The sequence below is a fragment of the Paenibacillus sp. LjRoot153 genome, assembly GCF_964253085.1.
GTDB lineage: Bacteria > Bacillota > Bacilli > Paenibacillales > NBRC-103111 > Paenibacillus_E.
This window is the reverse complement of the sequence record NZ_CAXUQH020000001.1, coordinates 4,349,455-4,363,692: the sequence shown is the minus strand read 5'-3', so window position 1 is coordinate 4,363,692 and position 14,238 is coordinate 4,349,455. Positions and strand designations below refer to the sequence as shown.

At 47.1% G+C, this 14,238-nt stretch carries 7 protein-coding genes; 6 read left to right on the top strand and 1 reads right to left on the bottom strand.

The annotated features are described in order from the left end of the window. Positions 1-44: 44 nt before the first annotated feature. From ACSQ8P_RS18675 to ACSQ8P_RS18665, 3 genes are all read left to right on the top strand, one after another. Complete coding sequence (locus ACSQ8P_RS18675) at positions 45-563, top strand: SRPBCC domain-containing protein (protein ID WP_436236545.1); 519 nt, start codon at positions 45-47, stop codon at positions 561-563. A 137-nt stretch (positions 564-700) separates the two neighbouring features. Next, the gene (locus tag ACSQ8P_RS18670) at positions 701-1,189 is read left to right on the top strand and encodes a MerR family transcriptional regulator (protein ID WP_436236544.1); all 489 of its coding nucleotides are present in this window, start codon (positions 701-703) and stop codon (positions 1,187-1,189) included. A 14-nt stretch (positions 1,190-1,203) separates the two neighbouring features. Continuing rightward, the gene (locus tag ACSQ8P_RS18665; RefSeq protein WP_436236543.1) at positions 1,204-1,644 is read left to right on the top strand and encodes an SRPBCC family protein; all 441 of its coding nucleotides are present in this window, start codon (positions 1,204-1,206) and stop codon (positions 1,642-1,644) included. Between the two features lie 90 nt (positions 1,645-1,734). Here ACSQ8P_RS18665 and ACSQ8P_RS18660 read toward each other — a convergent pair whose 3' ends face one another. Next, positions 1,735-2,172: a DUF6376 family protein gene (locus ACSQ8P_RS18660; RefSeq protein ID WP_436236542.1), complete on the bottom strand. Its 438-nt coding sequence runs from the start codon at positions 2,170-2,172 to the stop codon at positions 1,735-1,737. Positions 2,173-2,474: 302 nt separating this feature from the next. Between ACSQ8P_RS18660 and ACSQ8P_RS18655 the strand changes: the two genes are divergently transcribed. The 3 genes from ACSQ8P_RS18655 to ACSQ8P_RS18645 all read left to right on the top strand — a co-directional run bounded on the left by ACSQ8P_RS18655 (position 2,475) and on the right by ACSQ8P_RS18645 (position 14,119). After that, on the top strand, positions 2,475-3,542 hold the full coding sequence (locus ACSQ8P_RS18655; RefSeq protein ID WP_436236541.1) for a metallophosphoesterase family protein: 1,068 nt from the start codon (positions 2,475-2,477) through the stop codon (positions 3,540-3,542). Positions 3,543-4,172: 630 nt separating this feature from the next. After that, the gene (locus tag ACSQ8P_RS18650) at positions 4,173-5,105 is read left to right on the top strand and encodes a D-2-hydroxyacid dehydrogenase (protein ID WP_436236540.1); all 933 of its coding nucleotides are present in this window, start codon (positions 4,173-4,175) and stop codon (positions 5,103-5,105) included. Positions 5,106-5,425: 320 nt separating this feature from the next. Then, positions 5,426-14,119, top strand: a complete 8,694-nt coding sequence (locus ACSQ8P_RS18645; RefSeq protein WP_436236539.1) for a fibronectin type III domain-containing protein — start codon at positions 5,426-5,428, stop codon at positions 14,117-14,119. Positions 14,120-14,238: the final 119 nt, after the last annotated feature.

The window sequence follows — 14,238 nt, the reverse complement described above, 5'->3', positions numbered from 1 at the left end:
ACTATTTTAAACAAAATAATGAAAATTCGAGGAGGAAGTTTAACATGACAAATCAAATGGTTTCTAAGGTAGAGGACAAAGTTCTTATTCTAGAGCGTGAATTCAATGCCCCTCGCGAGCTGGTTTTCCAGGCATTCACACAAGCAGAACATCTGAAGCATTGGTGGGGGCCGAGAGGTTGGACACTTCCAGTATGCCATGTTGATTTCCGCGTCGGTGGAGTTTGGCATTATTGCATGAAGTGCGAAGACAAGAATCAGGGCGATTACTATGGGATGGAATCATGGGGCAAGGGAGTTTACAGCGAGATCGTTGTACCAGAGAAAATTGTGTATGTAGACTTTTTCTCTGATGCGGAAGGCAATGAAGCGGAAAACATGCCATCTACGCGTGTAACACTGACCTTCATCGAAACAGAAACAGGGACTAAGGTCATTAACCGCGGTGAATACGCATCCGCTGAAAGCCTGCAGCAAGTGCTGGATATGGGCATGATGGAGGGTATCACAGATACATGGGATCGACTTAGTGAACATTTGGCATCCATACAAAAAAGTTCATAAACGCATTATGAGGTCGCAAATTTGCGGCCTTTTTCCATGTAATAAAAAAAATCATTTCAACACTTGAACCTAACGTAACGTCATGTTTTATAGTATAGTTACCGGTAAACAGCTAGCACAGCCTAAAGGAGATGATTATGAAGCAGCTTTGGAAAGTGGGAGAGCTTGCTAAACTAACAGGACTCACCATACGCACATTGCGATTTTACGATCAAATCAGCTTGTTCTCGCCTTCGGCACATTCCGAATCGGGTCACAGACTGTACAATGAGGCTGATCTGTCGCGTTTGCAGCAAATTTTATCGTTAAAAGAGCTCGGTTTATCACTAGATGAAGTCAAGTCCGTATTAACTGGAGAGCAATTCAGCCCGCTGGAGATCGTTTCTCTGCAAATTGCCCGACTGAAAGAAAATATTCGGATGGAGCAGAATCTTCTGCTCGAACTGGAGTACGTATCCAATCTGATGTCGATGAAAGAACCTGTAACGGTTGATGATTTTACCAAATTACTGGAAACAATGAAAATGAGCCATGAGAAAGTGATCATCGAACGTCGGATGTCGTGGGAACGCCGGCTAGATTTGCTAGGCGAACTCCTAGATGGCAAATCCGATAATTCAATTTAAGGGAGCTGACAAGCATGAATGAACGTATTACCGTACATAACACCTTCGTCGTCGAAAGAGTTTATAAAGCCTCGCCGACACGTGTTTTTGCCACTTGGGAGGATCCCAAACTGAAAGAAATGTGGTTTTCCAAAGCGGATGAATTCGACTTCCGGGTGGGTGGTAAGGAAATGAGTCAAGGTGGACCTCCTGGGGGACCGAATTTCACTTTTGATGCCACGTATCAAGACATTGTTCCGAATGAACGTATAGTATACAGTTACACGTTGGATATGGATCAGACGCGGATTTCGATTTCAGTGACAACTGTTGAGTTCAAGCCTGAGGGTACGGGTACCAAGCTGATTTTCACTGAACAAGGCGTTTTCCTAGATGGCCATGATACACCTGCTCTACGAGAACACGGCACGAAGGAAATGTTGGACAATCTGGGCAAATCGTTGGAAAACATCTAAACCTACAGAAGAGATATCACCAACCGGCCGATTGGCCGGTTTTATTGCGTTCATTAAGAAGAAAAGAACCTCACACAAGTGTGAAGTTCTTCAAGATCCTAAATTTTTGATTCGATTGAGTAAGATGGTTATATCACTAATCGTCGTGATTAATTGTGAATTTTGAAGTTTATCAAGTGCCAGATGACCATTGACGACCACTTTATTGATCTCATCTAACAACACTTTATTTTTATCTACCACTTGTTGATGAATATCCTTTGCAATCGTTGGGACACTTTTCAGATTAAATTGTTCGATGTCTTTTTTTATCCCGATTAATTGATTTTCAAGTTCTTGTTTAGACTCTGGATTCAAAGCGGCGTCTTTGATCATTTGAGGTGCTCGTTCTGCGAAATCACTCAATTTATTGATGTGTTCAGTAGCTTGATTTGCGTAATCGAACGAACTGTTTACTTTCTCAAATAACGTACAGGCACTCAATTGTAGGGTTGATAAAACTAAAATGAGTAACATCAATTTTCTCATGATTTTGCACTCCCTTACGGTTCTTTTTCTGGGAAAAAATAACGATATATTGATTATTACGTTTTTCTAGAAAGCGGGTTTCAAACTTAGGCAATGTGGTTCAATATCAGAAATGAAGAAGAGATCTAGCAGTGGAACCACTTTTTGGGAAAAATGTTAATTCAAATGACCCGTTCGGTAACCGACTTGAATGTATTGAAAAAATCTCGAAGGATTTACTAAATTAGTGACGACAATATGATAAAATTAAATTATAAGTATGTAATTTTACAAGGACGAGACATCTTCTGGGGGGAAGGTTCATGATTTCGAGAAGACAATTTATTAAAAGATTGCTTGCAACCGCGTTCGCACTAACTGGTGTAGGTGTACTGCTCAAGCAATCGTTAAAGGGGCCTGAGACGAACATAGCGGTAGCTGATGCCTCGGAGGAACAATTAATCCCGCAAGTATCGGCTCAACCAGATACGGTTGCCTCCATTAATAATCGATTATTGCTATCCTTTTTCCTACTCAGCGATGTGCACATTTCCAACAATGGAACCACTACGATTATTGATAAGCTTCATTCGGCGTTGAAAGATATCAGCCGCTTCCAATCGCCCGTAGATACGATCGTATTCGGAGGGGATATCACGGATGTAGGTCGGGATCAGGATTACAAGCTTTTTCGAAAAGTATTAGACAACTACAAATTACCACCACTATACGCGAATATGGGTAATCACGACTATTACGACATTTGGATAAACAGTAAGGAAGATTGGTCCGCTGAAACCGTACCCAACGGGAAAACCGATGCGATGTCGCGTGAACGCTTCATGAAGTTTTTTGGCTACAAGGATAAGCCCTACAAGGATGTCTGGATGAATGACGTGCATCTGATTTTGATGTCACAAGAGACCTATGTGCAGGAGAACCCGGAGGTTGGGGAGGGCGCATGGTATTCGGATGAGCAGCTTGCCTGGCTAGAGAATTGTATGAAATCCCATGAGGATGGAAAGCCAGCTTTTGTCTTCATCCACCAGCCGCTGCCAGCGCCGGATACGGACGGGAAACCACCACAGTTGCTCAGAGCGAAGGAGTTTCGGGCAATCTTGGCACCCTATAAGAATGTTTTTGTGCTGTCAGGACATACACATCGTAACTTTGCAACGGAAAATCACTATAATACACAGAACTCATTCCACTGGTTCAATAATGCTTCTGTCGGCAAAACACGCAGTACTGACAATCCAAATTGTGCGCAAGGCATGTACGTCCAGGTCTACAATAACGAAGTGGTGGTGCGTGGCCGAGAATTTTCCAATCGGAGCTGGATCGAATCGGCAAAGTATACCGTACCTATGGTTAATACAAAACAAGCTTAGTTGTATATACCACGCAATTTGCATAGAAGAGAAAGGACGTGCACAAGGCGCATGTCTTTTCTTTTTTTGTATAACTACGCACTCTCTACTCGCAACCAGCATGTTACACATCATCACCCCCTATTAAATAATGGGTTTTATTCGCTTACATCAAGAGCTTAAACATTAAAATTATATATAGGAGTATATGTAGCAGTAAGGGTAGGAGTAGGAGATGGAAATGGGGATGAGTAGGGAAAGGTAGGATAGGAGATGAAGTATGTTTACTACGTCCGAATGGTGAGTTGGTCGGATGGAAGTTTTGTAAATCTCCTGTTGTCCGTGCGAATAGATGGATTTTATACAGTTAAATTTTGGTTTTTTTCAATCAAAATCAAAGTAGATGGATAATCTACAGTTAATTTTAGATATATTACTCGATATGGACAAATGAGGCAGTTTTAACTGCATGTTATACAGTTAAATCGGTTTTTGGAAGAAATCGCCATCAAATAGATGTATATTTTCCAGTTAATACAAATATGTTGAGCACGTTCTACAAACCCAAATCGACATTTTCGTCTTATTTGCCTACCGTGTTACAATAGGTTACTATCGCGTAGTTTTACCGATTCCTAGGGGGCGTTGTAGTTGGATATCAAAAGAATAGTAGTGACCGGGCGAATGTATAAAGAGCTAGAAAAGCTCGCTTTACTGGACACAAAGAGGGAGTATCTGTTTCTCCCAGAGGCAGAAGTACTTCCGAATCACTTCGACTGGGGGGATGGTTATGTGGCATTTAAACCAACGGCGTCGTTTCAGTTCGGTACGCTGCAGTGGGTTCATGCGCTTGGAGCTGGCGTTGACTCCTTTTTATTCAATCGCGAATGGAAAAAGGATGTCGTGTTAACGCGTACGGTTGGCAGTTTTGGACAGAAAATAGGGGAATATTGTTTAAGTTATATTCTTGCCGATGTACACCGTCATGAAAATTTCCAGCATGCTCAGGCCAAAAAACAATGGCTGCCTTCACAGCAGAAGCTACTGCATCAACTGAATATCGTCATATTCGGAACAGGTACGATTGGCGAGGAAGTGGCGAGGTTGCTTCGAACTTTCGGGGTAACAGTAAACGGAATATCTCGCAGCGGCGCAGCGAACTGTCATTTTAACAGGGTCCTACCGATTACCGAGGTGCACGCATTGTTACCACAGGCCGATTGGGTAATAAACACACTCCCCTTAACACTAATCACTGAAAGTTTATTTGAAAAACGCTTGTTTTCCTACATGCAGGGCGCTGGTTTTATAAATGTCGGGCGGGGAGCTTCAGTGGATGAAAATGCATTATTGGCAGCGATTGAACAGGGGCAAGTGCGTAGAACTGTTCTTGATGTATTTAGAGAGGAACCACTGCCAGAACAGTCGCCGTTATGGGCTCATCCGAAGGTTGTCATTACTCCGCATATTTCTGCCGTTACTGGGGTGGATGAAGCTATTAACGGATTGCTCGCAGTGCTCAGCGAAATGGACAGCGGGCAAGAACGAATAAGCCAATCAGTGGATGTAAACCGAGGATATTAGTTCCGTGTTGAGTAGAATTATTGCACCTATATAAGCCACTTTATCATTCGTAAAACTTATCTATGGAGCCCTTTAAGGGCTCTTTTTGGCGTTGGTGAGAAAAGAATTCCTGAATAAGTTAGGCCGCAAAAGCCTTCGAGTCACTCAACAAGGTGTTACATGAATCAGGATTGAATATGACGAGTAAACACTGCACTTATGACTTGTCATTGGAAGAATGGTGACGAGTCACTGGAATTTTTATGTAATTAGTCTCTACTCCGTGCCTGTATGCAACCTCATAATGAAGGGAGAAGTGATACAAGGTCAGGAGGTTCCAAATGAAATTGCGTAAGTGGTTCAGAAATTGGGCGCTCGTACTCAGCTTGTTTGTGTTGTTTCAAACGACTTTACCTGCCGTGATGAATGCTGAAAAGGGAGATGAGGTACGGCAGTCAGCATCTGCATCTGGACCTGGATCTGGATCTGCTTCCCCATCTACTCCAGAGAATGATGTTCTTCCAGTATGGGCCAAGGCAGAGATTGAGGAGCTGCTTAGTAAAGGCATCGTGGATAAACAATCAGGAAACGCCGCGTTCCAACCGAGTACTCCTTTAAAGCGAGCGGATGCTGCTGTCTGGCTTCTTCATGTCGCCGAATTCAGTGGTATGGATACTACACAGAAGAAGGATAACCCGATTTTCAAGGACATTGATAATCAATTGAATCGCAATGAGATTGTTAAGGCAGCCGGATTCGGACTGATCGAGGGGTACGAGGATGACACCTTCCGGCCTGAGGCATCGATCTCTCGTATTGAAATCGCCGTTATGATGCAGCGCGTTCTGAAGTTGGATACGTCCATTGCATCGGCTTTTGCTGACCAGCTTATTATCCCTGCGTGGGCTGCGCTGGCCGTTGGGGCAATGAGCAAGGCGGCCATCGTTAGGGGGTATGAAGACCATACCTATCGTCCTTACAATCAGGTAACAAGAGCAGAAGCGGCCGTCATGCTGCATCGCGCTTGGAAGTTGTCAGTGGATAAACAAGAAGGCGTGTTGATACTGTCGGTAAAAGCACCAGACGGTCGGCCCCTGCAAGGCGCAGATGTGCAGATTCATGCCAAGGGCAAGCGAGCCCTTCTAGCCGCCGGAACAACGAACACTTCGGGCACATATGAAGTCAAGCTGCCTTACGGTGCATACGATGTCAACGCAGCTAGCGATGGCGTCGCAGCGTATCAAGTGGTGGAGCTAATCAGGCAAAGCCAAACTGTTGATGTGCAAACGGCTCAAGCTGCAAGTCTTTCGGGCAAGGTTGTGGGGGAGAACGCTGAACCAATACAGGGGGCTATCGTGACTTTCACAACGAACCCTACTTTCTTCGCAGTAACAGGGACAGATGGGACTTTCAAAGCTTACGTATTGCCGGATCGTACATACCAGTTATCATTGCTCACGTTGGAAGACTGGAAGTCATACACGGATCAAGCGGGAACAGCGGATTCCCTTCTTACAAATGGTGCTCTCCAAGACATACTGGAGGTTCTTGATCGAGAGACGAAAGAGAGCGAAAAACACGAATGCGCTTGTCAGCTCGTCGATGTCCAGCAAGAAGTACATGCGCCAGGGCCGGGCCAACTAACTGAAATTGGCCGGTTGTCTGCGCTGGACGGAACCGTTAGTCCAGCAGGTGGGCATTCAGGCGGGAGCCCCGGAGGTGGTGGTGTCTCTCAGGGTGGTGGTTCAACGGATGTGACGGCACCAGCCATTCCAGTAGGCTTACAAGCAGTGCCTGGAGATCAACAGGCTGCGTTAAGTTGGTCGGCGAATACGGAAGCCGATCTGGCAGGCTATAAGGTTTACGTCTCTTTAGATGCCGGAGAAACGTGGTCATTTGCAGCCAATGGAATAAGTACAGCTTCCTATACGGCGACAGGTTTAGTGAACGGTACTGTATATACCTTCGCTGTAACCGCATATGACAAGACTGGCCATGAGTCGGCCAAATCAACGCCACTCACCGTGAAGCCCAGCCTGCAGACTCCGTCAACGCCAGAAGGATTTGAGGGGACGGCTGGCGACAGTGAAGTCATCTTAACCTGGCTGCCGAATTCCGATACGGTCACCGAAGGCTATAAGATCGTGGCCACATCGGCCGACGATGGCGGCGCATCCATTTTCGAAGAGCGGGATGCCGAGAATAATACGACAATGATGTGGGGCAGCTTGACCAATGGTCAGCCATATCAATTTAAGCTGACAGCTTATAACCATGATGGCCAGGAATCTGATGCCGCATTTCTCGAAGTGACACCAGAAGGAGAGGTAATGCCGGATACAACGCCTCCTGCTGTACCGGCAGGTTTTGCAGGTACGACTAGTCAAGATCGGGTGTACTTGGTTTGGCAGACGAATGACGAAAGTGATCTTGCCGGATATAATCTCTACTTCTCATTAGATGAAGGAAATAACTGGATACATGAGGGTCAAATTTATCCCTATCTATCTTCATATACGTTTACGAACCTAAGTTATGAAATAGCATACAGCTTCGCTATTACCGCTTATGATGCTCTCGGCAATGAGTCGGAGAAATCCAATATCGTCTCACTCACTCCGCATGAAGAGCCCGACACAGAAATTCCTGCTCCACCAATGGGGCTCACTGCATCTCCTGGTGATACGAAAATTCAGCTAACGTGGTCACCGAATAGTGAAGATGATCTGGCGGGTTATAAGCTTTATGTTTCAGAGGATGGCGCTGTAACATGGCGCAGCGGTGTCTCAACTGGCTATGAAACAACGTATCAAGCGACAGGCTTAACAAATCGTAAGGCCTACACGTTTGCCGTGACAGCTCTAGACTATGCCGGCAACGAATCGGCCAAATCCGCATTTGTGACGGCGGCGCCGATCAGCGCTGATCAGACAGCGCCTGCTGCACCAGTCGGTTTGAACGGCAGCGCAGTCGACGGTAGTTCATCACTTATCTGGAATGCGAACAGTGAGAGCGATTTAGCGGGCTACAAGATTTATTCGTCAACGGACAACGGCGCCACTTGGCACATGAAAGGCGATGCTAAGAAGTTGACCGTCTATACGGTTGCAGGCTTAACGGACGGAACGGCTTACAACTTCGCTGTTTCCGCCTATGATAGCAATGGCAATGAATCTGCTAAATCAGCGGCCATCAATCTAAAACCGGTGAAGCAACCTATCCCGGTGGATCCCGCTTCCGTAGCGCCTGACATTCCGCTGACGAGCATACCTTCTTTCGCAGACCAAACGCAATTCCTGTATACGGGCAGCAATGCCGTGCAGGCAGGGGTCATCCCAGGGGCGATACGCCCCGATGTTTCGGCTGTGCTGCGCGGAAAAGTGCTTGATGCGGACGGCATGCCTCTGAGCGGAGTGAAAGTGAGCATTCTGAATCAGCCGGAATATGGTCAAACGTTAAGCCGAATCGATGGCGCCTATGATTTGGTGGTCAACGGAACAGGTTTGCTAACTGTCCAGTTCAGCAAGCTGGGTTATCTGCTGGCACAGCGACCGGAGAAGCTGACATGGGGCACCTATACTACCGTGGACGATGTGGTGCTGTTGGCGTACGATGCTAAGGTGACAGAGCTAAACCTTACGAATGCGACTGACACACAAGTAGCCCGTGGGACTACGGTCCAGGATGAAGATGGCGAGCGAACATCGACGATTGTTGTGCCCAAGGGAACAACTGCCACGATGACACTGCCAGATGGAACGGTTCAACCGCTTTCGCAGATCCATTTCCGCGCGACGGAATATACAGTCGGCAACAGAGGACCGGAAGCGATGCCAGGCGAACTGCCGCAGAATGTCGGCTATACCTATGCGGTGGAGCTGTCGGCGGACGAAGCCGTGGAGGCGGGGGCGACCGAGGTTACTTTTAACCAACCTTTGTATCACTACGTTGATAATTTCCTTGATTTTCCTGTAGGTTCTGCCGTTCCCAATGCTTATTATGACCGCAAGGCAGGGATCTGGGTGCCAGCACAGAACGGGGTTATTATCCAGATTGTTTGGATTGAAGCTGGCATTGCGCAGATCGACACGGACGGCGACGGTGCGGCTGATAGCGGGATGAAGCTAAGCACCTACCAGATCACTGAAGAAGAACTGCAGAAGCTAGCCACTTTATACACGGTTGGTCAAAGCTTATGGCGCGTACCGATTCCTCATTTCACGCCTTGGGATCATAACTGGCCTTATGGACCGCCTGGTGACGCAATCGCGCCACCGAACCCAACGCCGAAGAAATCGCCTCAGCCGGATCCCAGAGAAGAGCCATGTAAGCAACCTGGATCTATCATCGGCTGTCAGGATCAATCACTTGGAGAGGCTATAGCGATTCCAGGCACACCTTATACGCTCCGTTACCAAAGTGAACGGACGGAAGGTTATGAGGAGCGTTCAACGATTCAATTCCCGGTGACAGGCTCATCATCGTTGCCATCATCTTTACAAGGCATATCTGTCATCATCCAAGTGGCTGGCAAATCTGTTTATGAGTCGCTGCCATTAACGCTCAACCAATTGTATACGTTCAAATGGGACGGAGTCGATGGATACGGCCGAAAACTTATCGGTGATTATCCTTATCAAGTAACGGTAAGGTACCACTATAAATCTGTCTATTACGCCACGCCAGCAGGCTTCGCAATGAGCTGGGCAAGACTTCCCTCTGTTGGGGCAGCTATCGGTTCTCGAAGCAGCTCGGAAATTATGGTTACGAGATCGTATGAAGGGATTATCAGCTCGCCTGTGAATCCTTATGAACAGCAAGGTATCGCAGGCTGGAGCTTGGATACGCATCATATTTTTGATAATACGACTAAGAAACTGCTAAACGGTGATGGGCAAACGCAGAAGAAGGACAGCGGTCAATTCAACCCGCTCAGTCCACAAATGGGGCAGCAACAATATTATGTGGATCAATCCTTGTATGCCGTTGTTGGCTCTGATTTTTACTTTCTAGTCCGAAACAATAGTATTATGAATGAATTGTCGATCGTTCGGGTTACACCAGACAATGTTTCGCTCAAAGTAGCTACGTTTCCCTCACAAGGCTTTCCTAAAGCTTTTGCGGTGAGCCCGGATGGTACCTTATATCTGTCCTATCTTTATGAGGGAATTTATAAAAAAGGACCTAACGATTCCGATTGGAAGCGTGTTGTCGGCAAGGGATCTTACGGTGTAGCTGTCATCCCAGACGGCTCCAAGGGAACCGAGGCTCAAAGCGGGGACTTCAGCGGATTTGTAACAGATTACCAAGGCAACTTGTACTTTGAAGGCTACCATCCTTATAGCGGCTCTAACGCTACGATTCAATACTATAAGCTCGATGCAAGTGGTTATGTATATCACGCGGGCAGTACAGCATACGGCCCTGACACGGGACCGGCTACACCGGCGAATATTGGGTATGGTAGATTGACATCAAGTCCTAGCGGTACGATCTACGTGCTTGATAACATGTATGACTACTGGGGTGTGAAGAGCCGTATCCGCAAAATGGGAAAAGACGGCTCGCTGGAGCTTATAGCCGGAAACGTAAACATGGGCAAATTAGATCCCGTCATAGCGGATGGCATGTCCGCGCTCGAATCGCGGTTCTTAGCACGAGAGTTGTATGTGGATGGACAGGAAAACATTTATATGCAGGTAGACGGCGTCGGCACGACGTTAGGTCCCATTTTCAAAATAACGCCAGACCATATTGTTCATCTTGTTGATCAGACGGATGCTATGGCCTATGTGAAGAGAAATAACCTTACACTTAATTACGTGAAACTAATAGGTGTTGATCAGAAGGGTAATCCGATGTATAGAACGTATGACCAACGTGGATTCACGCCTAATTTCTTCCGTATTGGTGCTGATGTGAATAAGACCAGCATTCCGAACGATGACGGTGTAACGTTGACCCAGATCGATACGGTAAGCGGTCGTCATACGGAGACTGTGCATGCCCTAACGGGCAAAGTGATGCAAAGCTTCGGCTATGATGCAGAGGGGCGATTGATTCAGCTAGATGATGGCAGCGGAAATCGTACGACGATCGTGCGGGATGCGTCAGGCAAGCCTACTGCGATTGTTGCGCCCGGCGGGCAGCGTACAGAGTTGACGGTCAATGAGCTAGGTCAACTAACAACCGTACGTGGTAAGCTCGGCTATCAATATGACATGACGTATGATGCAAAAGGATTGCTGACTTCGTTTATTGACCCGAATCGGCATAAATCTGACTATCTCTATGATGTAAAAGGCTACCTAATTCAGGCGAAGACACCTGCTGGTGGGATAAAAACCTTAACACGCACAGAACTAAGCGATGGTCTGTCCGTTACATTCACTGATGCTGCGAACCGCCAAACCGTTTATGAGACTCGAAAAGTTGGCAGCAATACAATTCGTACTATAACCGAGCCCGGTGGTGCCAAGTCTGTTGTGATTTATAAGTCTGATGGTTCCAAGGAAATGACGTATACGGATGGCACGAAGGTCACGCAAAAGCTGGAAAGTGATCCTCGTTACGGCATGGATGCCCCAGTACTCAATCAGATGAATATCACAACACCAGACGGACGCGTTGTAACGTATTCGGAGACACGAGCGGTGGAGAGAGACAATCAAGGCCATTTTACATCCTTAACACAAACGTATGTGGTCAATGGTGCTGCGTCTTCCGTGAAATATGATGCAACAGCAAGAACTTATGTGGAGACATCTGCAGAAGGGTTGGTCAAAGTGTCTCATTTGGACGGAAACGGTACCATTGAACGGGTTGAGTATCCGAATCAACCGCTGCTGCCGGTGGTGTACACGTATGATGAGCGAGGACGCTTTCGGATGATCTCGCAGGGCAGTCATTCCATTACTTATGCCTATAACTCAGGCGGAGAGCTGATTTCGGAGACAGATGAAGCGGGCAACCGGAAAGAATATGGGTATAACGAGGCTGGTTTACTAACGATGATCAAACAGCCTAGCGGTAAAACCTATTATAAGGATTATGATGAGAATGGTAATCCTGCGCAAACGACGCTGCCTGATGGAACCATTTACACCCAACAGTATAACAAATTGAATCAATTAAGCACTTTTACGCCGCAGGGCCAACAGTCATGGCTAACGCTGACACATGATGCAGCTGGTTTCGTGGACCAGGCGATACTTGCCAGCGGGCGCGCTTTGCAGTATGGCTTCGAATCTGAGGGCGGTAAGCGGATCCAGAGTATGAATGATCCTGATTTGAACCGATCTTTTATGTACGGGGACGCAACCGACCGTGTCACACAGATGGTAAGCGAGCAAGTGGGGGATCCGAATCTGCGGCAATCTGTCGGTTACACGTATGGCGGAAGTGAGGTCCTACAGATGGTGCTGCAAGGTGCAGCAAACGCCACTTTCGATTATAGCTTTGATACTGGGGCTAATGTAACGAACATCACGAACATCCGCACCACAGTTACTGGAGAAGTCTACGGGCAACCGAAGACGATCGTACAGAATACACAGCTTGGCTGGGATCGCGATGAACAGATGACCAAGTTCGGACCCTTCCAATTCACGCATGAGACCAGCGGTCTTATAAGTTCGATCACAGACGGCTCGTTCCAGATTCTGAATAGCTACGATGACCTGGGCAAACTCGAGCAGCGCAGCTATTTATGGAGGGGGCAGCTCCGATCCAGCAGCGAGTTTAGTTATGATTCGCGAGGACTCCTTTCTGATGAAACAGAAACTTTCACCGAAGGAACGGCGAGACAGACCCATTATGACTACGACGCCGATGGTCAACTGTTGACTTCACTTAGAACCGGCACAGACGGTATTAATAACGAAGTTTACACGTATGACGTCAGTAAGAACCGCGTCAGCAAGCAAGTGAATGACTCTTCTTTAGAAATGAGCAGTTATGATACACACGGTCAGCTCGTGGCCGTAGGCTCAGTTGGGTATGCCTTTGATGCCGACGGTTTCCTGACGAATCGAGGCGGGGATACCTATCGTTATGGTATACGCGGGGAACTCTTGGAAACGACTGTCACTGGCAATACGTATCGGTATGCTTATGATGCCATCGGACGTCGTACAGCGCGGGAGGGAGGCGGCTATACGGAGAAATACTTGTATGGCCACCCAGAATTCATTCATATGCTGACGGGTTCCATTGATAAGAATGGCGTACTAACGAACTATTTCTATAATGATGAGGGCTTACTTATCGGCTTAGAACGTGAAGATCACCGCTATTATGTGATTACTGACAACGTAGGTACACCGAGGGAAGTTCTGAATGCGGAAGGCGATTCTGTCAAAAAACTTCGCTACAGCAGCTTCGGTGTATTGCTTAGCGATTCCAATCCTGGCTTTGAGCTGATGATTGGCTTCGCAGGAGGTCTCGAGGATAGGGCTGCCGGGCTCGTGCGTTTCGGTGCACGCGACTATGACCCTGTCTCCGCTAGATGGACAGCGCGTGACCCTATTCTGCTTGACAGCGGGGAGGCAAACGTCTACGCCTATGTCGGTAACAACCCGATCGTGCTGCGTGATCCGTGTGGTTTGTTCTGCATCGGAGTGTCCGCGTATGCCGGCGTTGGCATCGGCGGCAAGGTGTGCGCGACGGAAGATGGCGTATCCGCCTGTGCGGAAGCAGGTGTTGGCGCAGGCGGCGGCTTGGAAGTCGATCCGTTCGAGGACCTGTCCAAAGGCGGATCATCCTTCGAGGCTGCAGCTAAAGTACAGTATGGACCTTTAAAGGGTGAATTAGGGGCCAAATACTTCAAAGCATGGGATCCGTGCAAAGAAGGTGAAGGCTCACTAATTGCCAAGTTGGGCGCTGGGCCAGTTCAGCTAGATTTCAGAGATCTCTCAAAATCCGCGATTAAAGGCAAATTAGATGATTTGCGCAAAAACTTGAAGGATCTGTTCAAACCTTCGGTGAAGCTTGAAGCTGCAGCCAAAGTGAAGCAATGCTTGCAATATAAATGGTGATCGAGGAAACCGTTAGGGCTGATGGCCTTGACGGTTTTTTCTACAAAACAAATAAACAACCTTTTTATTGAAAAATCTGGATTTGTGTGGTTCACTCGATAAGAAGACAGATTCCATAA